The organism is Thalassotalea sp. G2M2-11 (assembly GCF_017168195.1).
Taxonomy (GTDB): Bacteria; Pseudomonadota; Gammaproteobacteria; order Enterobacterales; family Alteromonadaceae; genus Thalassotalea_E.
In genome coordinates this window covers 1011968-1037537 of record NZ_JADNYL010000002.1, presented here as the reverse complement: position 1 = coordinate 1037537, position 25570 = coordinate 1011968, and the positions used below count along the sequence as shown (strand labels likewise).

At 39.5% G+C, this 25570-nt stretch carries 24 protein-coding genes; 18 read left to right on the top strand and 6 right to left on the bottom strand.

Features of this window, described 5'->3' with window-relative positions; translation table 11 throughout:
• Positions 1-56: 56 nt before the first annotated feature.
• Positions 57-1475 (top strand): M20/M25/M40 family metallo-hydrolase, encoded by a 1419-nt coding sequence (locus IV514_RS17700; protein WP_206485167.1) that lies wholly within the window; start codon positions 57-59, stop codon positions 1473-1475.
• A gap of 2 nt (positions 1476-1477) precedes the next feature.
• On the opposite strand, the gene IV514_RS10480 is transcribed toward IV514_RS17700, so the two are convergent.
• Together IV514_RS10480 and IV514_RS10475 are read right to left on the bottom strand one after the other, a co-directional pair.
• Positions 1478-2647, bottom strand: coding sequence for an HD-GYP domain-containing protein (locus IV514_RS10480; protein WP_206485166.1), 1170 nt, complete (start codon positions 2645-2647; stop codon positions 1478-1480).
• A gap of 46 nt (positions 2648-2693) precedes the next feature.
• Entirely contained in the window at positions 2694-3749 is a 1056-nt protein-coding gene (locus IV514_RS10475; protein ID WP_206485165.1) for a DUF484 family protein, read from the bottom strand.
• Positions 3750-4021: 272 nt separating this feature from the next.
• Here IV514_RS10475 and IV514_RS10470 point away from each other — a divergent pair, with 272 nt between their 5' ends.
• The 3 genes from IV514_RS10470 to rlmB all read left to right on the top strand — a co-directional run bounded on the left by IV514_RS10470 (position 4022) and on the right by rlmB (position 7954).
• The gene (locus IV514_RS10470) at positions 4022-4639 is read left to right on the top strand and encodes a tetratricopeptide repeat protein (protein ID WP_206485164.1); all 618 of its coding nucleotides are present in this window, start codon (positions 4022-4024) and stop codon (positions 4637-4639) included.
• Positions 4640-4743: 104 nt separating this feature from the next.
• On the top strand, positions 4744-7152 hold the full coding sequence (rnr, locus tag IV514_RS10465; RefSeq protein WP_206485320.1) for a ribonuclease R: 2409 nt from the start codon (positions 4744-4746) through the stop codon (positions 7150-7152).
• 46 nt (positions 7153-7198) lie between these two features.
• The gene (gene rlmB / locus IV514_RS10460) at positions 7199-7954 is read left to right on the top strand and encodes a 23S rRNA (guanosine(2251)-2'-O)-methyltransferase RlmB (RefSeq protein WP_206485163.1); all 756 of its coding nucleotides are present in this window, start codon (positions 7199-7201) and stop codon (positions 7952-7954) included.
• 31 nt (positions 7955-7985) lie between these two features.
• On the opposite strand, the gene IV514_RS10455 is transcribed toward rlmB, so the two are convergent.
• On the bottom strand, positions 7986-8873 hold the full coding sequence (locus IV514_RS10455; protein WP_206485162.1) for a hypothetical protein: 888 nt from the start codon (positions 8871-8873) through the stop codon (positions 7986-7988).
• A gap of 202 nt (positions 8874-9075) precedes the next feature.
• Here IV514_RS10455 and IV514_RS10450 point away from each other — a divergent pair, with 202 nt between their 5' ends.
• A complete protein-coding gene (locus tag IV514_RS10450) occupies positions 9076-10203 on the top strand; it encodes an ABC transporter substrate-binding protein (RefSeq protein ID WP_206485161.1) in 1128 nt (375 codons plus the stop codon).
• A 19-nt stretch (positions 10204-10222) separates the two neighbouring features.
• On the opposite strand, the gene IV514_RS10445 is transcribed toward IV514_RS10450, so the two are convergent.
• The gene (locus IV514_RS10445) at positions 10223-10723 is read right to left on the bottom strand and encodes a hypothetical protein (RefSeq protein WP_206485160.1); all 501 of its coding nucleotides are present in this window, start codon (positions 10721-10723) and stop codon (positions 10223-10225) included.
• A 14-nt stretch (positions 10724-10737) separates the two neighbouring features.
• Positions 10738-12873, bottom strand: coding sequence for a TonB-dependent receptor (locus IV514_RS10440; protein WP_206485159.1), 2136 nt, complete (start codon positions 12871-12873; stop codon positions 10738-10740).
• A 383-nt stretch (positions 12874-13256) separates the two neighbouring features.
• Here IV514_RS10440 and rpsF point away from each other — a divergent pair, with 383 nt between their 5' ends.
• From rpsF to IV514_RS10415, 5 genes are all read left to right on the top strand, one after another.
• Positions 13257-13667 carry a 30S ribosomal protein S6 gene (gene rpsF, locus IV514_RS10435; protein ID WP_206485158.1) on the top strand — a complete coding sequence of 137 codons (411 nt, stop codon included), beginning with the start codon at positions 13257-13259 and terminating at the stop codon, positions 13665-13667.
• A 7-nt stretch (positions 13668-13674) separates the two neighbouring features.
• The gene (gene priB / locus IV514_RS10430) at positions 13675-13980 is read left to right on the top strand and encodes a primosomal replication protein N (protein ID WP_346776915.1); all 306 of its coding nucleotides are present in this window, start codon (positions 13675-13677) and stop codon (positions 13978-13980) included.
• A gap of 51 nt (positions 13981-14031) precedes the next feature.
• Positions 14032-14259 (top strand): 30S ribosomal protein S18, encoded by a 228-nt coding sequence (gene rpsR, locus IV514_RS10425; RefSeq protein WP_189379144.1) that lies wholly within the window; start codon positions 14032-14034, stop codon positions 14257-14259.
• 20 nt (positions 14260-14279) lie between these two features.
• A complete protein-coding gene (gene rplI / locus IV514_RS10420; protein ID WP_206485156.1) occupies positions 14280-14732 on the top strand; it encodes a 50S ribosomal protein L9 in 453 nt (150 codons plus the stop codon).
• A 130-nt stretch (positions 14733-14862) separates the two neighbouring features.
• Entirely contained in the window at positions 14863-16515 is a 1653-nt protein-coding gene (locus tag IV514_RS10415; RefSeq protein ID WP_206485155.1) for an EAL domain-containing protein, read from the top strand.
• Here IV514_RS10415 and IV514_RS10410 read toward each other — a convergent pair.
• Complete coding sequence (locus tag IV514_RS10410; RefSeq protein ID WP_206485154.1) at positions 16469-17410, bottom strand: pyridoxal-phosphate dependent enzyme; 942 nt, start codon at positions 17408-17410, stop codon at positions 16469-16471. The genes IV514_RS10415 and IV514_RS10410 overlap by 47 nt on opposite strands.
• 112 nt (positions 17411-17522) lie before the next feature.
• Here IV514_RS10410 and IV514_RS10405 point away from each other — a divergent pair, with 112 nt between their 5' ends.
• Genes IV514_RS10405 through IV514_RS10370 form a run of 8 tightly spaced genes read left to right on the top strand, consistent with a single transcriptional unit; the run spans position 17523 to position 25569 of the window.
• The gene (locus IV514_RS10405) at positions 17523-18443 is read left to right on the top strand and encodes a hypothetical protein (protein WP_206485153.1); all 921 of its coding nucleotides are present in this window, start codon (positions 17523-17525) and stop codon (positions 18441-18443) included.
• Complete coding sequence (locus IV514_RS10400; RefSeq protein ID WP_206485152.1) at positions 18424-19029, top strand: PilN domain-containing protein; 606 nt, start codon at positions 18424-18426, stop codon at positions 19027-19029. The genes IV514_RS10405 and IV514_RS10400 overlap by 20 nt, the downstream gene beginning before the upstream one ends.
• Before the next feature lie 2 nt (positions 19030-19031).
• Positions 19032-19727 carry a hypothetical protein gene (locus IV514_RS10395; RefSeq protein ID WP_206485151.1) on the top strand — a complete coding sequence of 232 codons (696 nt, stop codon included), beginning with the start codon at positions 19032-19034 and terminating at the stop codon, positions 19725-19727.
• Positions 19720-20031 (top strand): hypothetical protein, encoded by a 312-nt coding sequence (locus tag IV514_RS10390; RefSeq protein ID WP_206485150.1) that lies wholly within the window; start codon positions 19720-19722, stop codon positions 20029-20031. Before IV514_RS10395 ends, IV514_RS10390 begins: the two co-directional genes overlap by 8 nt.
• 19 nt (positions 20032-20050) lie before the next feature.
• On the top strand, positions 20051-21733 hold the full coding sequence (mshL, locus tag IV514_RS10385; protein ID WP_206485149.1) for a pilus (MSHA type) biogenesis protein MshL: 1683 nt from the start codon (positions 20051-20053) through the stop codon (positions 21731-21733).
• A 30-nt stretch (positions 21734-21763) separates the two neighbouring features.
• On the top strand, positions 21764-22666 hold the full coding sequence (locus tag IV514_RS10380; RefSeq protein WP_206485148.1) for an AAA family ATPase: 903 nt from the start codon (positions 21764-21766) through the stop codon (positions 22664-22666).
• A complete protein-coding gene (locus tag IV514_RS10375) occupies positions 22663-23847 on the top strand; it encodes a tetratricopeptide repeat protein (protein WP_206485147.1) in 1185 nt (394 codons plus the stop codon). The genes IV514_RS10380 and IV514_RS10375 overlap by 4 nt, the downstream gene beginning before the upstream one ends.
• A gap of 6 nt (positions 23848-23853) precedes the next feature.
• Complete coding sequence (locus tag IV514_RS10370; RefSeq protein WP_206485146.1) at positions 23854-25569, top strand: GspE/PulE family protein; 1716 nt, start codon at positions 23854-23856, stop codon at positions 25567-25569.
• Position 25570 lies beyond the last annotated feature (1 nt).

Here is a 25570-nt window from a genome sequence, read left to right as displayed (position 1 = left end):
GGATAATATTCTATTTAATGATGCATTAATTTTTGTAATTAGAGGGATTACTTGTAGTGAACGTATTTTGGCGAAAGATCATCAAATCTAGTGTGATTTCTGCATTTCTTTGGGGTGCACTATTGACTACCACAGCATCTGCTGAGGTATTAAATCAACAACAAAAGCAAACCATGAAGCAATTATCTCAGACCAGTATGTCGTCTGATTTATCTTATCAACTTATCGAGTCACTCACTACGGAAGTAGGCCCTCGTTTAATGGGCTCTGAAGGTGATAAAAAAGCGGTAGAATGGGCAGTAAATAAAATGCAAAGCCTCGGCTTTGATAAAGTATGGACAGAAGAAGTCACGGGGACATTTTGGCAACGAGGCGAGGCGCAGGCAAAAGTGTTAGCCCCTTATCCTCAAAACTTGGTTGCCGTTGCATTAGGAGGCTCTGTCGGCACAGGTAAAAATGGACTGACCGCAGAAATAGCGCACTTTGACAGCTTAGATGATTTAAACGCTGTGGCGGATAACAGCTTAGCGGGAAAAATTGCTTTTATTTCTTATCGTATGGAAAGACATGTCGATGGTCATGGCTACGGACAAGCGGTTGGAGCGCGAGTCAATGGTGCATCCATTGCGGCGCAAAAAGGAGCATCGGCAATTTTAATTCGTTCAGTGGGCACAGACAATAATCGTATTGGCCATACAGGGGTGATGCGTTATCAAGCGAACATTAATAAAGTGCCTGCAGCGGCGCTTTCTAACCCTGATGCCGATATGTTGGTTAACCAGCTTGCACGTGGAGAAGCGGTTAAAGTTTATTTAAAATTAACACCGAGTACCGATGAAAAAGTAGTGGCTCGTTCGGCTAATGTGATTGGTGAAATTACCGGTAGTGAGTTTCCAGAGCAGATTGTTGCGATTGGTGCTCACCTTGATAGCTGGGATGTAGGCACGGGAGCTTTAGATGATGGCATGGGGGTAGGTATTGTCATGTCAGCAGCCAAGCAAATTCAGCAATTAACACAAGCGCCTAAACGCACCATTCGAGTCATTTTATTTGCGGCTGAAGAAGTGGGGTTACTTGGTGCAAAGCAGTATATGATCGATCATAAAGATGAGATTGATAATCATATTATTGGCGCCGAATGGGATTTTGGTACAGGTGAAATATATAAAATGACCACGGGTGTCGGTCAAAAAGCGTTAGCGCAAACCAAAGAATTGGCAGCGTTTTTAGCGCCTTTAGGTGTTGAGTTTTCTCAAGCAAATGATGCTAAAGCACAATCGGACATGGGAATGTTAAGTGCTGCAGGCATGCCGAGTATGAATTTTGCACCTGATGGTTCCCGTTACTTTGATTATCATCATACTGAAAATGATACGTTGGATAAGATAGAAGTTGATGCCTTGAAGCAAGCAACAACTGTGTATACCTTGTTCAGTTATTTTGCCGCTAATGCAGAGATTGATTTTAGAAAATAATGTTATCCCTGCATTAATAAGAACTCGATGATTTTGTTCATATCCAGATCAAAATCATCGGCTCTTACGCCTTTGATGATGTAATCTTTATCTTTAGCGAGATCGATATCTTCGGTCATTACATAGTGGCGATACGGGACATTATAAAAAGAGCGTACCTTCGGGCTGATGGGATCTTCAGCGTTACGCTGTTCGACAATGGCTATACGTTTTGAGTTTAATTCAACCAAAGAGCCAACCGGGTAAACGCCCATACACTTGATAAATAAATCGACTAAACGCTTATCTAAGTGAGCTTGTTCCGCTAAGTTGCGCAATATGGTGAAGGCTTTGACATGACTATAACCATCTTTATAGCAACGATTGGCTGTTAGTGCGTCAAAAATATCGCAAACGCTGATCATTCTGCCATAAGTGGAAATATCTTTTGCTTTTAATCGAAATGGGTAACCATTACCATCGAGTTTTTCATGATGTAGCGCTGCTACTTCTAAACTTAATTCAGACAGACCTGCCGTGCGTTTAATCGCGTCAATTGAATGATTGACGTGAGTTTTCATGATAGTAAATTCTTCGTCTGTCAATTTAGCTGGTTTATTTAAAATGTGATCTGGCACGTTGATCTTGCCGACATCATGTAAAAATGCACCTATGGCTAATTGCTGAATAATCGACTTTTCTATTTTTAAATAACGGGCAAAGATGGTCATTAATATAGACACTGAAACTGAATGTTCGAGCAGGTATTCATCTTTGTTTCTCAGATTGATAACGCATGCGAGCGCATCAGAGTTTTTAAAAATTTCATTAATGGTTTGATCGGTAATATCGATTATTGGCTCTACATCTAATGCTAAACCTTCTTGAGCATCTGCAAATACCTTCTTTTGAATTTCTTTTGATTCTGAAAAAATTTGCTTGGCTTTTTGAACATTAAAAACGACCGAAGCATTATCTGTTCGTTGAGGAGGCGTTGCTGCTTTTTTGTTAGGGAACAAGGTCTTACTCTTATCAATAAGAACCGTTTTAACCCCTTTATTGATTAAATGTTGAATGACGGCATCAGTTTTAACATGTCCAGGTTGAGACAAGGAAAAATTAGAGCTTTGATTAACTATATCAACCACATAGTGGCCTACTTTTAGTTTCGATATTTCGAGTTCAACAATCATAATGGCATTATTTACCGTCAGTTATCCATCACAGTGACATTGGCTGTTAAGCGTTTGTTATTTGCTGCGTATCTTCAGAGTTGTTTTTATGTAAGTATAATTGTTCATCCGCTAATTTAAGTAACTCATCCATGGTGTGTTTACCATCACTGGTCGCAACGCCACAACTAATAGTAATATTGAGGTAACTTTGTTCATAGGGCATCGGATGATCAATAAAAAATTGACATAAACGCTGACTCACTAACCAAGCTTCCTGTTCGATTTGGTTGCTCAGTAAAACAACAAACTCATCACCGGCATAGCGAAAACAGCGATCATTTTCACGGATCAATTCTGTTAATTGAGTGGCTACATATGCCAGTACTTTATCACCACAATCATGACCGTAGGTGTCATTAATTTGTTTAAATTTGTTACAGTCGATAAACAGAATTGAAAACGGATTGCCGTAGCGCTTTTGTCGATTGAGTTCCTCGCTAATACTTATTTCCATCAATCGCCGGTTAGCGACATTGGTAAGGCGATCATAATGCGCCATATAATCGAGTTGCTCTCTTATTAATACATTCGATAAACACAAGCTGACTTTAACGGCCAGTTGTTGAAGGTGAAAGGTGCCTAATTCAGGGGTAAAGCGATCAGCATTGTTATCACAAAATAATACACTACCGAAAAGTTTTCCTTCTAAATTTAAAGGTGTTAATGCTACTGATTTGGTGTTTGCTAGCAAATGTTGTGGGACAAACTGTTTAAAAGTTTCAACATGATTACAAAGAAACGGCTGATTATCAGGGTGATATTTTTTGAGTTGTTCTCCGTCAATTTGGGTTGTTTGGCGCTGATGCCAAGAAGACTGTAAATTGCCATTGATTAGATAATTAATGGGAGTAGGTGATGCGAGTAGTAAATAGATACCTGAAAGGTTAAATTTTTCTTGAATGAGATCGAGTAAGTTTTTAAGTAACTGCTCACTAGATTGACAACTAAGCACCGCGGTTTCTATTTCAAATAACTTGCGGGCAATTACTTCATTTTCTTTTGAATGCTGAACGAGTAAATTTAGCTCTGTTGTTAGTTGTTCTGCCGTTTTCGTCATCATTACAGCCTTATCATTACTGAATACCCATTACACGCATAAACTCTTAATGAGTAAGGTTAATTTATTAATGTACTTGGTATATTTCACCGTGTTCATTGTGTAACTTTTATACAAAGAGAGCAAGTGGATATTATAGTTGCAATTGGTATTAAAATTGCTTTATCTATCAGTAATAATAAGTCCAGTGTGTTATTTGTCAAAAGCTTGGCTTAATATTTTAGTGAATAGGCCGATAACAAGTTGGCTAGTGAGATTTTTTTAAGAGATTTAATATGCGTATATTACCATTGATTTGTTTTGTTACTGTGATTTGTTCCTCAATAGTGAACGCTGAACAATTAGAAGTCGTGCAAGTATATACGGATGATCAGTTGTTAGATTTAATCAAAGATAATAAACACTTAGGGCAAGTTGTGCTGGATGAATGCCAGTTGGTAAAAGATATTGAAGCTCGCGCGATAACTTCCAAAAAACCTGCATTTCAATTTCTATGGGGAGATATGCTTGCCTACGGTGTGTGTGTGAAAAAAGACGTACTGTTAGGGTTGCATTATATGCGTGAATCTGCCGATCAAGGTTTACCTGAAGCACTTGAGCAACTAGGGCGATATTATCATATTGGTAAGTTTATGCAGCCAGATTTACGACAAGCGATCATATACTTAAAAGAAGCAGCAAGTTTAAATAATTTAAAGGCACAAATTCGTCTGGCGGAAATTTATAATAGTGGTGAGGGAAGTCCATTAGATTACCCTGAACTCTATGCTCAGTTACATCATTCGGTCACTGATGATAAACCCACTCACAAGAAAATAACGCAGTTGTTAGTTAAATTAGCGGAAAAGATGCCTGAACGTGTAGTAAATGCTGCCAAAAAAGGGAAGTTCTAATTTAATTTATGCCAGTAAAATTACCTATGGTAAAGGTAATAAATGAATGATAATTGTGCTAAGTAGGATATACTTAAGCCAAATCATTTAAATAAGTAAGATATATCATTAAAGATCCACACCAACAACGTGAAGAAAAAAAGTATGACAACCCTGTTGCCAGCCGTGAGTTGATCCTTGAAACCATCGAAAAATCAACGACACCACCAACGTTCAAGGGCTTATGTAAGCTCTTCAATTATCATGAAGAACATCATTTAATTGGCCTAAAAAGGCGCTTGCGCGCGATGGAAAATTCAGGGCAAGTGATTTTTAACAAATTTAAACAGTATGCGCTGGCACCTAAAAATCATGTGTTAACAGGTAAAGTGACGGGTCATCGCGATGGCTACGGCTTTTTCACGCCTGATGTCCCCGTTGGAGGCAAAAAAGCGAAGGATTTATTTATTTCTTCTCATGAGATGCAGCGAGTGATCCATGGCGATGTGGTTGAGGCGATACTGGTGGATCGCACTGACCGTAAAGGCCGACAAGAAATAAAAGTGCTTGATGTTATTGAACCGCGTAAAGCCGGCATTGTTGGGCGTTTTTTTGTTGAGCATAATATTAATTTTGTTGTTCCCGATGATACGCGGATCAAACAAGATATTTTAATTGATCCGAATGAAAAGTTAGGGGCTCGTCATGGTCAGATGGTGGTGGTTAACATCACGAAACGACCTTCTAAACGCAATAATGCGGTGGGGCAAGTAGTGGAAGTGCTTGGTGAGCATATGGCACCAGGCATGGAAATTGAAATAGCGTTAAGAGAACATGATTTACCACACCAGTGGTCAGCCGAAGTTGAGCAAGAAATAGCCGTTATTGCCGATGAGGTTGAAGAGAAGGTTAAACAACAGCGCATAGATTTACGAGATTTACCTTTGGTTACCATTGATGGTGAAGATGCCAGAGATTTTGATGATGCTGTTTATTGCCAAGCTGAACCAAGTGGAGGCTGGCGTTTATGGGTAGCTATCGCAGATGTTAGCTATTATGTCAGGCCTGGTTCTGCTTTAGATGATGAAGCAATTGCACGCGGTAATTCCGTATATTTTCCAAGCCAAGTGATCCCAATGTTGCCTGAAAAGCTCTCAAATGGCTTATGTTCATTAAATCCAGATGTTGATCGCTTATCTATGGTATGTGAAATGACCATCAGTGCTGGCGGACAACTCTCTAGTAGTCAATTTTATCCTGCTGTGATGCGTTCAAAAGCACGCTTTACTTATACAAAGGTGGCAGCGATCCTTGAAGGTGATAATGAACTTCGAGCAGAGTATGCACCGTTAGTTACTGATTTAGAACAACTTCATCGGTTATATACTTCTTTGGTTACTGCACGAGAACGCCGAGGAGCAATTGCATTTGAAACAGAAGAATCACGCTTTATTTTTAATGCCGATCGCAAAATTGAAGCAATAGAGCCGGTAGTGCGTAATGACGCTCATAAAATGATTGAAGAGTGTATGATCTTAGCAAATGTAGCAACCGCTCAGTTTGTTGAGCAGCACCAAGTGCCGGGCTTATTCCGTGTGCATGATAAGCCAAGTGAAGATAAATTTAATAATTTTGTTACTTATCTGGCTGAACTTGGCTTGCAAATGCCGAGAGTGAATAACGAGGATGAGTTACCTGAGCCTAGAGATTACAGTGATATTCTTGCTAAAGTGCAAGGACGTCCGGATCAGGAGTTGATCCAGACCATGTTGTTACGTTCAATGAAGCAAGCGGTTTATCAAGCCGAGAATCTCGGTCACTTTGGCTTAGCGCTGGCCTCTTATAGTCATTTTACTTCACCAATACGTCGTTATCCCGACTTAGTGATCCATCGGGTGATTAAAGCTGTACTGCAGGCTAAGGAGAATGATCCGGCCAACGATGGTTGTTATAGCTACGATGAGCAAGCAGTGTCAGAACTTGGCGAACATTGCTCAATGACTGAACGACGTGCCGATGATGCAACACGTGATGTTGCCGATTGGTTAAAGTGCGAGTTTATGCAAGACCACGTAGGCGATGTTTTTACTGGTGTCATTTCAACAGTAACAAATTTTGGCTTATTTGTTCGTTTATCTGCGTTACATATTGAAGGCTTAGTGCATATTACGTCTTTAGGGCGTGATTTCTATCATTTTGATGATATTAGAATGTGTTTAAGCGGTGAAAAAACGGGTAATAAATTTCATGTTGGTGATGTGCTTGAGGTACAAGTTGCCGCGGTTAATTTAGATGAAAAGAAAATTGATTTAGTGTTATCGGGTGATAATGCAGTGATCAGCAGAGCTAAGCCAATTCATCAAGAGAAGCCGCTACGAAATAAAAGTAAAGCCAAGCACAAAGATGGTAAATCACATAAAACTAGTACAACAAAAAGTAAAAAAACAAAGCATAAAAAAGAAAAGCCAAAGGCTGCTAAGCGTAAAGAAAGAAAGTCTAGGCCGGGAAAAAATGCGCGTAAGGCGACAAAGTAGCCACTGATCTTTTTGAAAAATTAAAGCAAAGTTAGAGAATAAATTCATGGCCAAAAATGATGAATTAGTGTTTGGTATCCACGCCATTAATGAGTTAATTAAACGTTCACCAGAACGATTTATTGAATTATTTTTGTTAAAAGGTCGAGATGACGAACGCTTAAAGCCGATTATCAATTTATCACGTAAGTATGGCATTCCCACCCAACTGGTAAATAGAAAAGTGTTGGACGATAAAAGTAAAGGGGAACAGCACCAAGGGGTTGTTGCGCGAGTAACACCAGGAAAGACCTTCACTGAAGCCGATCTTGATGACATTTTGTTAGCGGCGCAGCAGCAAAGCAAAGATCCTTTTTTGTTGATCCTTGATGGGGTGACTGATCCTCATAACTTGGGCGCCTGTCTACGTAATGCCGATGCCGCAGGGGTGCAGGCAATTATTGTTCCTAAAGATAATGCTGCACGTTTAAGCGCCACTGTACGAAAAGTTGCAGTGGGAGCTGCAGAGACTGTGCCGTTAATACAAGTGACTAATCTTGCCCGCACGATGAAGCAGTTACAGCAAATGGGAGTATGGATCATTGGCACTGCCGGTGAAACTGATACTTGTTTATATGAAGTTAAAATGAATGGTCCTATGGCATTAGTTATGGGCGCAGAAGGAAAAGGCATGCGTCGTTTAACTCGAGAAAATTGTGATCAATTAGTGAAATTGCCAATGGCAGGGACTGTTTCTAGCTTAAACGTTTCGGTGGCAACAGGTATTTGTTTATTTGAAATAGTGCGACAACGCCAGCTGTAAAAAACACTATTTCATTGGTATTAGTACATGCTTATTCGTAGAGTTTTAACCAGAGTTTGGGATTATCCAACATAGTTTTTTCGGTTAATTCTGAATTGCGTAGATGTAAAAACTTTTTATTTTTCCACTTTTCTAATGGAAATATTTGCGCCGAAAATGGATGTTTCTTCATTAATTTGAAGAAACGTCCATCCTTAATTAGTTCTCTTAAACCATATTCAATTTGTTGTGCTAATTCAGGCTTGTTTTTATTGACAAAAAAGTAAATTGCAAAAGGGTAATGCAAGACTAGATCATCAAACATTACGAGGTTGGGAAACTCTTTCTTGACAATATCTAACTCAGAGTAACCTTCAAAAATTGCTCGGGGAAAGTAGTCACAGCGTTTATAGGCGAGTATTTTAAACATTGAACTTAAGTTAACGATGCGTGAAATATTAAAGCCATTGTCTTCTAAAATATCCGAATCAGGCCAATGCTCTCCTTGACATGCGGTCAACGATTTGAGCTTTTCAGGGCTGTCGAGTAAAGCGGCAAATTGTGAATAATTATCTTGATGAATAAGCGATACTCTATAACCCAGTAACCCCATGAATAATGGAATACGAATAGGTATAAATTGAGATTCCCTTGCTTGATTTGTGCCGGTCCAAATAACATCGAGAACACCTCTTTCTAAAAGGTTTACTGTGCGACCTTGGGTGGTATGAGTTAATTTTAAAATAGAGATTGATTTATGTTGGTATTCTGGAGTGCTTGCATTGATAGCAAGTTTAATAAGCTGGGTAAAGTACTCATGCCCGAGATCCTCTTTTGATTGCTGACCAACTACTCTGATCTCATCATGACTAATTTCATTAGCTAATAATGTTGTGTTTTGTTGGTAAATTATAAGAAAAAGTATTAACCAGCGAATCATTATTGTTTCTTTGCTGTAGGTTATAATCGCTAATTATAGCAATTATTATTTTTTAAACGAGAATGAGAAATAAATGCTTTTAATTCTAAGCATTTAAACTAGACTTGATAAAGCCTTAAGGTAATTCTTGTTATTGGTCGTTTTAACGTGTTTCTGAGGAGTAATGTTGTGGTTATGATTCATTTAGCTTTGTTTTTTACGAATGAATAAAATAAATACTTTATCAGTATTTATTGTCGCATTTCAGTTGCTCTGTGGCGGATTTCAGCTCCAAGCAGAGGAGCTGTTACCGATAAATTTAGCCGTTTCTAATGCTACCACTGGTCCTGCTGCAAAGTTAGGCACTCGCTTAAACCAAGGGGCGAACGCTTATTTTTCTCGAGTTAATAAGCAAGGAGGTGTGGCAGGAAGAAAAATTAACTTAGTCGTGCTAGACGATGGTTATGAACCGTACAAGACGTTAAAGAATACTCAGAAGTTTCTTGAACGAAATGATATTTTTGCTTTTTTCAATTATGTAGGAACACCTACAACTTACGTAATTTTACCTATTATTAAGAAAACTGAGCTGCCATTTTTAACGCCATTTACAGGAGCTGAATTTTTAAGAAGTCCAGTGATCGAAAATGTCTATAATTTGCGCGCCAGTTATTATCAAGAAGCGAGTGCTCAAATTGACTATTTAGTTAATGTTAAGAAATTCACAAAAATAGGGTTACTCATTCAAGCGGACGCGTTTGGCGCAGCTGTCGAGCAAGGTTATTTGAATGTTATGAAACGCCATGGTATTGAACCGGAAGTGGTAACACGCTATCGACGTAATACCAGTGATATTAATCTGGCGCTTAATATTTTAAAAAATAAACAAGTACAAGCAGTTGCATTTGTTGGTACCTATCAACCACTTGCTAAGTTGGTAAACTTAGCTTATCAGCAAAAATTTGAACCGTTTTTTACCACGGTATCATTTATATCAAGTCATGAGTTATTTCAACGCATTGAACAACCAAGTCATATTCTAGTCACTGAAGTTGTCCCTGATCCGTATGAATGTCAATGGGAGATTTGCCAGTCTTTTATTCAAGACATGAAAGCAGAAGGGTATTTGGCACTTGATCGCGTTCAGTTTGAAGGTTATTTGAATGCCGTGGTCACCACACAAGTTTTAAAACTCTGTGAAAATAACCTAACCCCCGCATGTTTTTTTAATAATATTAATCAGATTAAACTCCATTTGGGTGAAGATGATATTGAGTTTGCCCATGATGATCATCAAGGCTTAGACCGTGTTTATTTAAATGTGTTTAATTATGAGTCTTATAGCCACTAAGCAAAGATGTTCATGCTTATTAAAGCTGACATTTACCCTGCGTCAACATATCTAAAACATTGGCAAGTTGTTCTGCGGGTATAAAGCCACGTTTTTTGACTAATAACTTATCTTTACGGTTAAAAATCAGTGTCGTTGGTGAGGCTTGATAACCCCCAATTTTTCGTAAAAATTGTCGATCGGCAATAAATGCAGGAATATCAGAGGAATAATGCTTGAGCTCATGTGTTAGTTGTCGTCGATTCCCATTGGTTCCTATTAATGAGATGTTTAACAGGCCTTGGCAATGCTTAATTGCTGTTGCTAAGGTTTTTCCTTGCTTTTTACACCAACTACAATTGGGTTGAAATATCATACTGATAGTAGCTAAGTTATTGTTTTTTAGGTGATAAGTTTGTTCTTTAGTGTGTAGCGGCTTTAAGGTAAAAGGTGTTGATTTTACTGTAAAGGTAGCGCTCATCGCACTGATGAATATCAGTACTATGAGCCCCTTTATCATTACCATGTTATTGAGCGTCATCGTTTAATACTCGACTAAAGCTTTACTTCTACGCCAGCGTATAACTCTCGGCCATGTAATGCGCCGTAAATATAAGCCACATCATAGCCTCCGTTTGCATCATAAAATAATGGCGTGCCACTGCTATCAATTTGAGTTTTTTCAAAGATATTAGAAATACCTGCATACAGTTTTATATGCGTTGTTAGTTGATACTGTACTTTAATATCAGAAGTAGAAAATGCCTTCCCTGTTAAGGTTTTAATTGAAGTTAAATCATTAAGGCGATCATAACCTTCATAACCATATTCAGTTAAATCTTTTGCGCCAAACCATACGGTTGACCAGTATACTTTAAGGTTATCCTTTTGATATTGGAGTTCAATATTTGCACGTTCTTCAACTGGAGCGATAGCATAGGATGATTTGAATGCATCATCATAGTGAAACTTTTCAATACCGAGATTCAAAGTGAAATTGTCAGTGAGGTTATAACCTGCCGTAACATCAAAGGTAGTGACTGCAGCGCTTTGTTGTAATTGCGTTAATAAAGGAACGCCATCTTCGGTTTCTTGTAAACTTGCCAAGTTGTCTACTGTTGAGTGGGCAATAGAACCGGTTATGGCGACAAGGTCAGTGTCATAATTTAATGAATAGCTCGCTGATAGTGATTCTTCCAGCGCGTGAATATCAATTTGGTAGCCTAATTCTGCATCTAAAATGCCGTGATCTGTTTCAAAAAATGACAGTGGTGCCCGGTAGCCTCGACCGGTTGAAAAACGTGAAGTCAGCTGTTCGGTATGAAAATAGCGAATATCTAGTCGTGGAGCAATGAAAGTTTCGTCAATTTCTGTACCTGATTTGTGTGGATCAATAAAGTTGGCAGTGACGCTGTCAAGTCGTAGTGCGAGGGCGATCTCAATATCTGGGTTGGGTATCCAGGTATCTTGTAAAAATATTCCTTTAGTTTCATAATCAAAGGCATCGCTCTGATAAGCCGCAACGGCTTCTAATGCATCGGTCGAAGAGCGCATTTCTTCTCGACGAGTATCTAAACCAAAGGTGATGAAATGCTCGCTTGATAATTCCATGTCGAATTTGCTTCGGGCATACCACATAGTGTCGTTTGCCTGATAATCAATGCCTTCATAGAAAGAGTCCTGCTCATGTTTCGCGTAGCTGATAGCAAACTCTGCAATAGTGTTGGAACTTAATTCGGTGAGATACTTCACATAAGCTTCATTTCGTGAAGTATCAATCCATTCCGTGGTCTCCCAAGGTTTCCCTATATATTGTTTGCTGACGTCGTCATTGATGAATAAGTGCTCTGATTCTTGTTGATCATAACCAGCAATTGCTGCCCCTATCGATTTCACTTGCTTACCTATGATAGGACCACCAAAAATTTCTGATTGGACTGTCGATAACCTCACTTGCACATTGCTGGTATTATTGAGGTCTTGTGTTAATAGCGAGGTAAAGGATAAATTTTCAATAAGCGGTGCTTCACTCACACCGTTGTCATCATGATCTTCTTGAGCTTGTTTGTCATATTGAGCAATAAATGTCAGGCCTGTTTTACCATCTTCAGAAATACCAGTAGCCATCCCTTTGATTGCGGTAAAGTCATGGGAGCCTGTAGCAATATCAAGGTTTGCCGTATTTTCATACGCTTCTTTGGTGATAATATTGACTGTGCCGCCAATTGCTTCAGGGGCAATCAATGAGGCTCCTGCGCCACGTGCCACTTCAATTCTATCGACACCGGTTGTAGCAATGGCATCGACCGCATAAAAGCCAGAAATTAACGTGTGAGTGGGTAATCCATCGACTAAAATAGTGGTATGCTCCCCCTTCATACCATTTAACATGATGCGTTTAACACCGCACATCGAACACTCATTTGACACATTCACCCCAGGCTCATTGTTAATCGCTGCGGTTAGACTGAGTGCATTTTTATTGTCTATTGTGAGTCTGTCTAGGATCTCAGTTTGTTGAATGACATCTTTTAAACGACCCGCTTGATCCATTTTTTGCCTGAAATTTCGTACTTCAATCACTTCGAACGTTTGATTTTCGGCTTCTGTTTGCTCGTTAAAGCCATAGGAGGAAGCGGATAGTGACAAACTTGCTAGCAGAGCAAGGTGGATGTAGGAAAAGTTTTTCATGGGTTACTCGTTAATCAAATTAGGAAAGTGCGGGAATTATAAATATAATACAAGTTAATGCAAATCATTATCATTTGCGTTTATTTGTTCAAGATCAACTTTCGTTCAATTGTTAACAGTGTGTAAAAGCGATAAGCAAGGGGGGAGGTTGTATTGAACAAACTCGTGAGTATTGGGCTTATATGTGCTAGGTGTATGCTACTGAATTAGGTAATGAATTTACCTGTGTTGGGCGCGCCTTGGTTAATGTGAGATTTAACTTGCCTTTGCTGGTTAATTTCCCTACAATACGCGACCTTAATTCAGCCTGAACTTTTTGTTCCTTGCCTCAATACTGGTGTTGGCTGAGCCAGATAAGAGGCTACAACCGTAAGGAGCTCGTAATGCGTCATTACGAAATCGTATTTATGGTTCACCCTGATCAGAGTGAACAAGTACCTGGTATGATCCAGCGCTACACTGACTTGATCAATGCTGCTGAAGGCAAAATCCACCGTCTTGAAGACTGGGGCCGTCGTCAATTAGCATACCCAATCAATAAATTGCACAAAGCACATTATGTTCTTATGAACGTAGAAGCGCCTCAAACAGTTATTGATGAATTAGAAACTTCTTTCCGTTATAACGATGTTGTTATTCGTAACATGATCATGCGTACAAAAGACGCGGTAACTGAAGCATCGCCAATGGCTGCTGCTAAAGATGACCGTCGTGAAGATCGCCGCGAAGTTAAGAAAGAGGTTGCTGAAACTCCTGCTGCTGAGCAAACTGAAGAAGCAGCAAGCGAAGAATAAGTGCTCTGTGATAACTAATTGCCTTGTTTTAGTTGGAGTTGTGGTTAAAGCACCAAAATTTTCAACTAGCCCTGCGGGTATTGAACACTGCCAATTTTCAATAGACCATCAGTCTGTACAAAATGAAGCAGGCATGAACAGACAAACGTTTGTGCGAATACAAGTAGTGGCAACAAGTGAATTATCACAATTAACTCGTGAATTAATTGTTGGCAGTAATATAAAAGTGACGGGCTTTATTAATCGTCATGAATCGAGAAATGGTAACTCTTTGCTCGTATTACATGCTCAACAAATTGAAATGATTAATTAGTGTTTATTGGCTGTTTATCAGTACAATAGATACTGAAATTAGGAGAAATCCATGTCTCGTTTTTTTAGACGTCGTAAGTTCTGCCGCTTCACAGCGGAAGGTGCTAGCGAAATCGATTATAAAGATATCGCAACACTTAAAAACTATATCACTGAAAGTGGTAAAATCGTTCCTAGCCGTATCACTGGTACTGCTGCTAAATATCAACGTCAACTTGGTCGTGCGATCAAGCGTGCTCGTTACTTAGCATTATTACCGTATACTGATTTACACAAGTAACCTAATAAGGGGTTTTGAAAATGGAAGTAATTCTTCTTGATAAAATCGCCAAATTAGGCGGCCTTGGTGACAAAGTTACTGTTAAGTCTGGTTATGCACGTAACTTTTTATTACCACAAGGTAAAGCGGTTTTTGCCTCTAAAGCAAATGTTGAGCACTTTGAAGCTCGTCGTGCTGAGTTAGAAAAGCAATTAGCTGATAACTTGGCTGCTGCTGAAGCACGTGCTGCTAAATTAACTGAATTAGCTGAAGTAACTATCGTTTCTAAAGCTGGTGAAGAAGGTAAGCTATTTGGTTCTATCGGTACTCGTGATATCGCTGATGCGGTAACTGAAGCGGGTGTTGAAGTAACTAAAGCTGAAGTTCGTATGCCTCACGGTGTTATCCGTGAAACTGGCGAATTTGATATCGCTATTCACTTACACTCTGATGTTGACTCAAGTGTTAAAGTTAATGTAATTGCTGAAGCTTAATTAGCAATTATCGTTAGTAATAGAAACACCGTAACTTTTTAAGTTACGGTGTTTTTTTATGCCTTGAGTGTAATTGGCATCATTATTGACTACACTATGAACAAGCTAATCATTCATAGACAGCCTAAAAATGTCATTTTCTCTAAAACAGCTACAAAGATCACTTATCTTTTTAGTGTTAAAAGTACTGGTGTTTACCGGTATTGCTGTTTTTTCAATGTATTATCTCTATCAACATCAAAACAACCTAGGGTTGTATTTGTTGTCTGTCTTGATGGTGGCGATGGGATTAGCGATTGTCATCTTTTTATTTATAAGACGTTACTTGCGAGGTGTTAAAGATCAGTTACGCTCTCTGATCGTACTTGAGCATTGGGCCGAGCAAGCTAAAGTAAGCGAAACATATCCAAACTTACCAAAAAATGAGCATCTTCTTACTCAAACAATTGTCGATTTGCTGAAGAAATTAGCTCGCGCTAACCAAGTTGAAAGTCATTTTGATATGAAGGTGCGCGGTAGTGCTCTGTTAGATGCTCAAACTGGGGTCGGTAATAGAGAATACTTTAATAGTCGGCTCGAAGCTTTGCTAAAAGAAGAAGAAATGCAAGGCGTGCTTTATTTCATTCATTTTAATCATTTTGATGTGATTCATTCCTTATATGGTGAACGGCAAGTCAATACGTTATTAACCACCTTAGTTAGTACAATTAAACATAGGTTGAAAACATTTGCTAATAGCTATGTAGCAAGGCGTAGTGAATCTGAAATAGCACTTGTTATTCCTGGCATTTTCATCGTAGAGGCAGAGAAACTGGCGACTAAGTTAATTCATAGCTTTTCTACTGTGCCCTTACCGGTAGGGGTTAATCATGAAGAGTTTGTTCATATTGGCATGAGTTATTTTTCTCATGCAGAAAGCGCTTATCAAATAAAATCGGAAGCGGATATGGCGCTACGTTCAGCTCAACTTTTAGGGCCATCACAGTGGTTTATGTATGAGCCAGGCGAAGTTGAGCATGTGTGCGCTAAAGGTTCATTGCAATGGCGTACTTTTTTAGAACGAGCCATTGCTAATAATGCTTTTGTACTGTTTTTTCAGCCTGTGATAGCGAAAGATGGAGAGGTGACACTACACCATGAAGTGCTCTCTAAAGTAAGAGATGTTGATGGCAGTTTGATCAGCGCTCGAGTTTTTCTTCCTATGGCAAAAAAATGTGGTTTAGCAAACACCATTGATTTATTAGTGCTGGAGCAAGTTTGCCGGTTACTTTCCTATGACAATAGTCAGCAAGCATACTGTAGTTTGAATATTTCGATAGAATCACTATTAACAAAAGATTTCACAGCGCAAGTATTGCATGTACTTACGGAGCATCAGATACAAGCCGCTCAGTTGATCATTGAAATCAGTGAATATCATTTAGTGAATCACCTCGATGAGTTAATGCCTGTGCTCAATAACCTTAATCAAATGGGAATAAAGCTGTTGGTAGATAAGGTAGGGCAATATATTGAAAGCTCACATTATCTGATGCGCTGCCCGATTAGCTTTATTAAATTGCATCGAAGTATTGTATTAAATATTCATAAGAAGCCAGAGAACCAAATTTTTGTACAAAGCCTAAAAACCCTATGTGCCACCAATAATGTAGAAGTCTATGCCTTAGGTGTTGAATGTAACGAAGAGTGGCAAGTGTTAATGCGTATTGGTGTGAATGGCGGACAAGGTCACTACTTTACTGAACCGGTAGCTCAGGTGGCAAAGGCCATTCATCTGCCTTAATGCGTTGTTGCTCAACAAGACCATGTAATCCTTGTAAACCACCTGTGTGAAGTAATACGATGCGGTGTCCCGCAGGGAAAGTGTTTTTTTTAATTAAATCAAGTAACGCCACTATCATTTTGCCTGAATAAATTGGCTCAAATGGTATGGCAGTTTGCTCAGAAAATGCTTTGAGTGCGCTCAAATCGCCAGATGAAAACTTACCATAGCCACCTCCGTGGTAATCAGTGAGCAATTGCCAGTTGGTTAGTTGTGCATGATGACCAATAAATTGATTAATTTCGTTCACTAAATATTGAGCTTGCTTGAGCACAGCAACGCCTAACAATTGGTGCTTACCTTGATCACCGAGGATCAGCCCTGACAATGTGCCAGCACTGCCGACAGGGGTGATTAAGGTGTCAAATTCAGTCTGAGCTTCAAGCTCTTGGCATACTTCTGAGACACCAGGTAATGCCAGGTGATTACTACCCCCTTCTGGCACGATAAAGTAGTTTGGAAACTGTTGCTGTAATTGTGCTAAATAACTTGTTTCATGGCGTTTACGGTAGGTTTTGCGATCAACAAATATTAGTTTCATTCCCCATTTTTGTGCACATTGTAAGGTATAGTTGTTCGCGTAATGAGGCTCACCCCTGATAATGCCAATAGTGTTAAATTGCTTGTAATGGCCAGCATAGGCAAGTGCGTGAATATGATTTGAGTAACTCCCGCCAAAACTAACAATACCTTGATGGTGTTGCTGCTTGATATGTTCAATATTGTACTTTAACTTGCGCCACTTATTTCCAGAGATAATCGGATGAATTAAATCATCACGCTTGATCTGTACCTGGATTTGGTATTGATCAAATAGTGGGTGGGATAATGACTGTAAATCAGAACATGGCTTCATAATTGGACGAATTTTCTATTCAGTTAGTATAAATACCTTAAAAAACTTGCGGATATAGCAGAATTAGGGATAATGAAATTAAGATAAATAGCGAAGATAATAATACCTATAAATGAGCTTGATTACACGAGTACGTCGACTATTTTCTCAACCTGAAGCTGCAGGTACTATCGGCGTGAGTATCAAAAATCATGATCTAGATTATTGTGCCTTAGGTCAACAACAAACTGTTTGTAATAGTCAGTTAGTCGTTGATGGTCAATATCATCAAGTCATCGAGAAACTGAGTCAAAAAATAGCTAACAATAGTCAGTGTAACCTTGTGTTGTGTGCTTCTCAGAATCATATTGTGCAAATTGACAAACCACAAGTCCCTGAGGCTGAAGTTAATTCAGCAGTAAAATGGCAGATAAAAGATTTAGTTAGCATTGCACCTGAAGATATGATTGTTGATTATTTTGATGGTCCTAAGCTGGCGGGTGGACTGGAAAAAATTAATGTGGTGTGTGCCGATAAAAACATGTTAAGCCAATATATTACACCACTTATAGAACAAGGCTTATCGGTTGATACTATCACTATTGAAGAATTTGCTTTTGCTAGTTTATTACCCCCGCAAAATGAAGCAAAATTACTGGTGTGTAAACAACCTGGTGAAGGGGTGCTGCTGTTAATCGTTAAAAATGGCGACTTATATTTTCATCGCAGGATCAGAGGCCTTGAACAAGTTGAATTAAAAAGCCAAGAAGAATTAGATTTAAGTGTTATTGATTCGTTGAGCTTGGAAATCCAGCGTTCGACTGATTATTTCGAACGTCAACTCAAGCAAGCACCGATTCGTTCCATCGAAGTATTATTGCCGATGGAGCATGAAGCCTTTGTTGCTCGTCGTTTGTCAGAAAATACCGATGTTACCGTTAACATTTTTACCATGCCCGAGGGCTTTTCAGAATATCGTCAGTTTGCCGCTTGCGTTGGGGCAATACAGTTAATGGCAGCAGGGAGGAAGCATCATGCAAAAATTATCAATTAATTTAATGCAAGATGAGTTAATGCCTCAACAGCCATTGCTGTCGTTAGCTCGCGTCATTGGTTTATGGTGTTTTGCAGCCATAGTGATGATCGCTTGGATCGTTTACACTCAGATGACAATCTCGAAGTTATCCGATGAACAAGCTAAATTGAATGCTGAAAAACAAGCCACAGATAGCTATTTAGCTGAACTCGAGCAAAAAGTGAGTGAAAATAAAGCCGATGCTTTATTAGAAGAAAAACTTGAAACGGTAAAATTATTGTTAGCGAATAAGAAAGCTTTGCATCAACAATTAACGAACGTTGCTTCAACTTACACCGCTGGCTTTTCAAGTGCAATGACAGAATTATCAAACTTACACCATCAAGATATTAGTCTTGAACAAGTGAAAATAATTCAAAACCAGATGTTATTTTCTGGTGTGGCAAAGCAACCCGATGCTGTTCCCCTTTGGTTAGCTGGTTTTGAAAAGTCGACGTTTTTATCGGGACAGTCATTTAGTCACTTTAGCCTGAGTGAGAATGAAGATAAGGTGACGCAGTTTACTGTGAGTTCTAATACGCAACTTATGCAGCGTGGAGGTTAACAGTGAAAGTTCAATGGCAAGAATATTCTGCTAAGTTTCTCTCGATAACACCCAGAGAGCAGTATTTGATCCTATTTACTGGTTTGATAGTGATCATATTTGGTCTTTTTTCTTTTGTGATAGAACCGAAGATGGTGCAAACGACAACCATTAGTAAAGCAGTCAAACAGCTAAAGGCTCATCAAACCTCTAGTCAAGCAAGCATCACTATCTTAGAACAATCGTTAAAGCAAAACCCTAATGACGCGATCAATTTACAGATTGCGCAGTATGAAAAAAAGCTTGAAGCTGTTGATAGCGAACTGCTGACATTAACAACAGATTTAATTAATCCTATCCAAATGCGCCATGCACTCACTGACTTATTAAAAACGCAAAAGTCGGTGAGTTTATTATCATTTGAAGTGATGAATCCTAAAGTGATTACTTTATCGTCACCACCTGAGCAGACAGTTGAGCTCGATGAACAAAGCACTCCAAAGCAACGTGCACACTCACTTCAGCTTTATCGTCATGGTATTAAAGTGACGCTGGAAGGACGTTATTTTGCCTTAAGGGATTACTTACAACAGCTCGAAAAACTTGATTGGACATTTTTTTGGCAATCTTTTGATTATCAATTAACCGAATATCCCAAAGGCCAATTAACTATTGAGCTATATAGCTTGAGTACAAAGAAGGAGTTTGTTGGTGTATAAAATTCTGCTGTTATTACTACTAACCTGCTCTTTTGCTGGTATGAGCAAATCAGTTGATCCAACTAAACCTTTTTATAGTAAAGGGGTCGGTAAAAATGCGACTAAACATATTAGCAAATATGCATTGCAATCAATCATCGCCAATGGCCAGCAAAAGCATGTGGTGATTAATGGCAAGTTAATGGCATTAGGGGATCGTATCGGCCCGTATACCTTAACTGTTATTACTCAGCAATATGCGGTATTAACCTCTGCTGAAAAAGAACTAAAAATGTCGATATTTTCGTCAATCGTGACCAATTAAAATGAAAAGAAATATAGTTATGAATAGTGCTTCTAAATATGTCAGTGTCAGTACCATTTTAATGTTGTTGATGAGCTGTCAATCGGTACCACCACAGCCAACTCATGTTAAAAGTGAACTGGATAAAGCGATTGCACAATCACAAGCGACGAAACAGAAAAAGCCACTCTCTGCTGTCCCTTCTTCGGTTAAACAAGAGCTGATGCAACAAAATTTTGCCAATGCAAGACAAGGCCTATTAGCGGAAAAACGTTTAGAGATTGCGGCTAGCCAAGTAGATGCTAAAGCGTTTTTCGCTGCATTGGTACAAGACTCTGATTATAGTGTCGCGGTTCACCCCGATGTTAAAGGCAAAATTACCCTCAATTTAAAAGATGTAACCTTATTAGAATCTTTGGATGTTATCGAGAAGCTTTATGGCTATGAAATTCGCTCTGATGACAAAGTTATTCAAGTGCATCCTGCGGGGATCCGTACCGAAACCATCCCACTTAATTATTTATTTGTTAAACGTTTTGGTAGTTCGTCAACCAGTATTAATTCGGGTGGGGTATCAGAAAATGATCCGAATGCGAATGGCAATCAAAATGGTCGAGGAAACAATAGAGGCAATAATAACAATAATAATCGTAACTCGAATAATCAGAACGGGCAAAACAATCAAAATGGCACTGCAAGCGGTATCAATATTTATACTGAAAATACCTCTGACTTTTGGACTGAATTAAAAGAAACACTTACTTCATTAGTCGGCGATAGCGATGGTCGTTCGGTGATCGTGTCACCACAGGCAGGGCTTATCACAATTAGAGCCTTACCTAATGAAATAGCGGCGGTGAAAAAGTTTATTAATGACACTCAAAGTCATTTACGTCGACAAGTCATTATTGAAGCTAAGATTATGGAAGTCACCTTAAATGATGATTACCAACAGGGCGTAAAATGGGATCAAGTATTGAGTAATATTGGCAGTACGGACTTAACATTCTCGACCACAGGAAATATCGCTGGTAATGTGATTTCATCGGCGATAGGCGGTACCACGGCATTAAGTTTTGTCAATGCTGATTTTTCTGGGGTGATCGAGCTATTGCAATCACAAGGGAATGTACAAGTCTTGTCTAGCCCACGGATCACTGCAACAAACAATCAAAAAGCGGTAATTAAAGTGGGCGAAGATGAATATTTTGTCACTGAAGTTTCCAGTACAACAACCACTGGTACGGCAACCACCACGACACCAGAAGTTGAGTTAACGCCGTTCTTCTCTGGTATTGCCTTAGATGTGACCCCTCAAATTGATGAAAACGGTGAAGTGATCTTGCATGTTCACCCTTCTGTGACATTAACTGATGAACAAGTGAAAACGATCCGCTTAGGCAGTGATGATTTTTCTTTACCGTTAGCACAAAGTAGTGTGCGAGAGTCAGACACTATTATTCGGGCTAACTCGGGAGAAATTGTTGTTATCGGTGGTTTAATTGAGACACGTAAAGTTGATTTGGAATCAAAAACGCCATTACTAGGGGATATTCCTCTGCTTGGCGGGCTATTTAAAAGTAAGAGCCAAACGACTCAGAAAAAAGAATTGATCATTATGTTGAAGCCACAAGTGATCGGCCAAGACACCTGGAAAAACCAATTACAAGATGCAAGAAGGCTGTTACAAGAGTGGTTTCCTGAAGAAGAGCAATTAAACTAACCTTAATGATTAATAGACATTAGTGAACTTATGTACTTGTATCACTTTGGCTTAAAGGAATTGCCTTTCACTTTAACACCCAATACCAGCTTTTATCTGGGGCTTGCACCCCATAATGAAGCGTTAGACGTTTTACTGACGGCACTTAAAACGGGAGAAGGGTTTATTAAAGTTGTTGGGGAAGTTGGTACAGGTAAAACGTTACTTTGCCGTAAACTATTAAACGAAATTCCATCACATTTCGTTACGGCATATATTCCGAACCCATATTTGAAGCCGGATGAATTACGAAGAGCTGTCGCTGTTGAGCTTGGCGTGAAAAATGCGCAGCGTATGTCGGTGCAGCTACTTACCCAACGTATTCAGCAACGGTTATTGGAGTTACATAACGATGGCCATTCGGTGGTGCTGATTTTAGATGAAGCACAAGCGCTGCCTGCAGAAAGTTTAGAAGCCTTGAGGTTGTTCACTAACCTAGAAACAGAAACCCGAAAATTACTGCAAGTGGTGTTATTTGCACAACCTGAACTGGATCAACGTTTAAATGAAGATAATTTCCGGCAATTGAAACAGCGAGTGACTTTTTCGTATCAGCTGAGACCGATGACAGGCTTTGAGGTTGAACAATATATTGAACATCGATTACGAGTGGCAGGTTACAAAGGAGCCGCATTGTTTAATCGAACGATTTGTCAAAAAATTGCAAAGTTATCTCAGGGCATTCCTCGGCTGGTCAATATTCTTTGCCATAAAATGTTGATGTTATGTTACGGCCAAGGACAGTATCAAATCACCAATGGGCATTTAAAGCTAGCTGCCAAAGACACTGAAGCGGTAAACGGAAAGTTGATGAATACCTCTCACTATTTGTCTTTAGCTTTGATGTTTATCGTGGTATTGAGCACGACATTATATTTTTGGAGTATGCGATGAGCGTTATCAATCAGATGCTAAAAGATTTAGATCAGCGCCAACAATCGTCAGTTGAAGGTCAACCCGTCTCCGCTCATGTCTCAGCGAATAAAGGTACGCGAAAATGGCTGATTATCACCATCATCTTTATCCTGTTGATTAATGTGTTAGGAATTTATATTTGGCAATTATATTCAGAGAATCAACAGCTAAAAAATGCTCAACTAAGTGCTAATAATCAGCAAGGCGATGTATCGGAAAGAGTCACACAAAGGGCAACCACTCAACCCGTTGAAATACAGAAAAATACCCGTACAGAGGCGATTGAAACCGAGAACACAACGGATGAAGATGCCGTTGTCCATAATAACGATAAGCTAGCTAGCGATTCATTAGCAAAGCCATTAGCAAAGTCTGATGTCACAGCGTTAGAAAAAAGTGAATCAAATTCAGCTTTGCAATCAGCAGATGCAGCCACAGCTGCAATCAAGCCAATGGCACAACAATCAGCCGCAGTTATTGCTAATGCCAAAGAGCGACAAACAACAGATGATAAATTAGTAGAGATTGCTCAACAAACACCTGTTGTCAAAGAGCAGCCTGCGCAACTGTCAATTTCACGTAAACAATTAACCTCCCAACAATTAGTGGCTAAAAAGCTAACTCAGGCAGAACAAGCATTAAACAGTCATCAATTAACGGATGCCGAGCGTCTTTTTGAAGATATCTTATTAATTGCGCCGAAAAATAAAACAGCAAGAAAACAATTGGCTGCTTTATGGTTCGGTCGTAAATCATATCAAGCTGCTGTTAATTTACTATCACAAGGAATTGCATTGGCACCATTTGATAGTGAATACCGTTTAATGAAAGCCCGTGTATACTTAAGTCAAGGTCAAAGAGCTGCTGCTGTGGAAACGTTAAAGGCGCTAGCGGATATAGAAAATACTGAATATCAAGCATTATTGGCCAGTAACGCACAATTAATAGAACAATACCAAGTGGCAATTAAGGCATATTCTTTGTTAGTGCGCTTACAGCCTAATGTTGGTCGATGGTGGTTAGGTTTGGCGGTTGCTTACGATAGTGATAGTCAGTTTGAACAAGCACAGAGTGCTTATTTGAAAGTAAAAGATAATAGTGACATTTCTGACAGTGCTCGACAGTTTGCTCGTCAGCGTCTTCAGGAACTAGGAGAATAATCGGCTATGGCAGCACCTAAATTAAAAATGCGACTGGGTGACTTATTGGTTCATGAGCACATCATTTCCAATGAGCAGCTAATGCAGGCTCTTAATAGTCAAAAATCAACAGGACGTAAGTTGGGCAGTACCTTAATTGAGCTTGGCTATATTGGTGAGAAACAGCTATTGGAATTTTTGGCGCAACAATTAGATGTGCCATTTTTAGATATTAGTCAACGTCGGATCCCAACTGAAGTGGCTGCATTATTACCCGAAGTACATGCAAGGCGGCTGAGAGCAATTATTATTGAAGATCAAGGTGATGCTGTTTTAATTGGCATGAGTGATCCTGCGGACTTAAGTGGCCTTGATAGCTTAGAGCAAATGCTATCACCGAAAAAAATTAAACTCGCCGTGGTGATGGAATCTCAATTATTTGAAGCGTTCGATACTCTCTATCGTCGCACTGCTGATATTGAATCTTTTGCTAGCCAGCTTGAAGAAGAGTATGAACAAACGACAGACTTTGCTTTGTCGACCTCTTTTGATGATGGTGGCGATGCAACGGTAGGTAAGTTGTTACAGTCAGTGTTTGAAGATGCTGTACAAATGCGTGCCTCAGATATTCATATTGAGCCCGATGAGAAGTTATTGCGCATCCGTCAACGTATTGATGGGGTTTTGCAAGAAAACATATTAAAAGAAAATAAAATTGCCTCAGCCATGGTACTGAGATTAAAGCTCATGGCAGGGCTTGATATCTCTGAAAAACGCTTACCGCAAGATGGGCGTTTCAATTTACAAATTAAAGGGCATAGCATCGATGTTCGGATGTCAACCATGCCAGTACAGCATGGTGAATCAGTGGTGATGCGCTTGCTTGATCAGTCGGCAGGTTTGTTATCGCTAGATGAAACCGGTATGCCAAGTGAAATGGTGGAACGAGTTCGCCATCAAATCTCTCGCCCTCATGGTATGGTGTTGGTGACTGGCCCCACCGGTAGTGGTAAAACAACTACTTTGTATGGTGCGTTAAGTGAGCTTAACCAATCGACCAAAAAAATCATTACGGTGGAAGACCCGGTAGAATATCGTTTACCCCGTATTAATCAGGTGCAAATTAATAGCAAAATTAATTTGTCATTTTCTAGTGTGTTACGTACAGCATTACGTCAGGATCCCGATATCATTATGGTGGGGGAAATGCGTGATAGTGAAACCGTAGAAATTGGTTTAAGGGGCGCGTTAACAGGGCATTTGGTGCTATCTACATTACATACCAATGATGCCATCACCAGCGCGCTTCGTTTGGTTGATATGGGAGCGGCAGGCTTTCTCGTGGGGAGTTCTTTACGTGCGGTAATCGCACAACGCTTGGTACGCAGAATATGTGATAATTGTAGTACTGAGCATACTCCCAGTGCACAGGAAAAACTTTGGCTAAACCATTTAGCGGGAGAGCGTGCAACGAATGCGACCTTTAAGCAAGGTAAAGGTTGTCAAACGTGCCAATATACAGGTTATCGTGGCCGAATAGGTGTCTTTGAATTACTTGAAATGAATGAAGGCATGATGGCGGCATTGAAGCGTGACGATGCAGAAGCGTTTACCCAACTGGCGAAAGCTAACCCAAGTTTTAAGCCGTTAGCTATGGCGGCCTTTGATTATGCTTGTCAGGGCATCACCAGTGCAGAAGAGGTTTTGCGTTTAGTTGAAATGAGTGAAGTGACAGAGAGCTAAA

Excerpts from the sequence above, each read along its gene's own strand:
- IV514_RS10480 (WP_206485166.1), bottom strand. The coding sequence starts at position 2,647 with ATGATTGTTGAACTCGAAATATCGAAACTAAAAGTAGGCCACTATGTG.
- IV514_RS10475 (WP_206485165.1), bottom strand. The coding sequence starts at position 3,749 with ATGATGACGAAAACGGCAGAACAACTAACAACAGAGCTAAATTTACTC.
- IV514_RS10470 (WP_206485164.1), top strand. The coding sequence starts at position 4,022 with ATGCGTATATTACCATTGATTTGTTTTGTTACTGTGATTTGTTCCTCA.
- rlmB (WP_206485163.1), top strand. The coding sequence starts at position 7,199 with ATGGCCAAAAATGATGAATTAGTGTTTGGTATCCACGCCATTAATGAG.
- IV514_RS10455 (WP_206485162.1), bottom strand. The coding sequence starts at position 8,873 with ATGATTCGCTGGTTAATACTTTTTCTTATAATTTACCAACAAAACACA.
- IV514_RS10450 (WP_206485161.1), top strand. The coding sequence starts at position 9,076 with ATGAATAAAATAAATACTTTATCAGTATTTATTGTCGCATTTCAGTTG.
- IV514_RS10445 (WP_206485160.1), bottom strand. The coding sequence starts at position 10,723 with ATGACGCTCAATAACATGGTAATGATAAAGGGGCTCATAGTACTGATA.
- IV514_RS10440 (WP_206485159.1), bottom strand. The coding sequence starts at position 12,873 with ATGAAAAACTTTTCCTACATCCACCTTGCTCTGCTAGCAAGTTTGTCA.
- rpsF (WP_206485158.1), top strand. The coding sequence starts at position 13,257 with ATGCGTCATTACGAAATCGTATTTATGGTTCACCCTGATCAGAGTGAA.
- rpsR (WP_189379144.1), top strand. The coding sequence starts at position 14,032 with ATGTCTCGTTTTTTTAGACGTCGTAAGTTCTGCCGCTTCACAGCGGAA.
- rplI (WP_206485156.1), top strand. The coding sequence starts at position 14,280 with ATGGAAGTAATTCTTCTTGATAAAATCGCCAAATTAGGCGGCCTTGGT.
- IV514_RS10415 (WP_206485155.1), top strand. The coding sequence starts at position 14,863 with ATGTCATTTTCTCTAAAACAGCTACAAAGATCACTTATCTTTTTAGTG.
- IV514_RS10410 (WP_206485154.1), bottom strand. The coding sequence starts at position 17,410 with ATGAAGCCATGTTCTGATTTACAGTCATTATCCCACCCACTATTTGAT.
- IV514_RS10405 (WP_206485153.1), top strand. The coding sequence starts at position 17,523 with ATGAGCTTGATTACACGAGTACGTCGACTATTTTCTCAACCTGAAGCT.
- IV514_RS10400 (WP_206485152.1), top strand. The coding sequence starts at position 18,424 with ATGCAAAAATTATCAATTAATTTAATGCAAGATGAGTTAATGCCTCAA.
- mshL (WP_206485149.1), top strand. The coding sequence starts at position 20,051 with ATGAATAGTGCTTCTAAATATGTCAGTGTCAGTACCATTTTAATGTTG.
- IV514_RS10380 (WP_206485148.1), top strand. The coding sequence starts at position 21,764 with ATGTACTTGTATCACTTTGGCTTAAAGGAATTGCCTTTCACTTTAACA.
- IV514_RS10375 (WP_206485147.1), top strand. The coding sequence starts at position 22,663 with ATGAGCGTTATCAATCAGATGCTAAAAGATTTAGATCAGCGCCAACAA.
- IV514_RS10370 (WP_206485146.1), top strand. The coding sequence starts at position 23,854 with ATGGCAGCACCTAAATTAAAAATGCGACTGGGTGACTTATTGGTTCAT.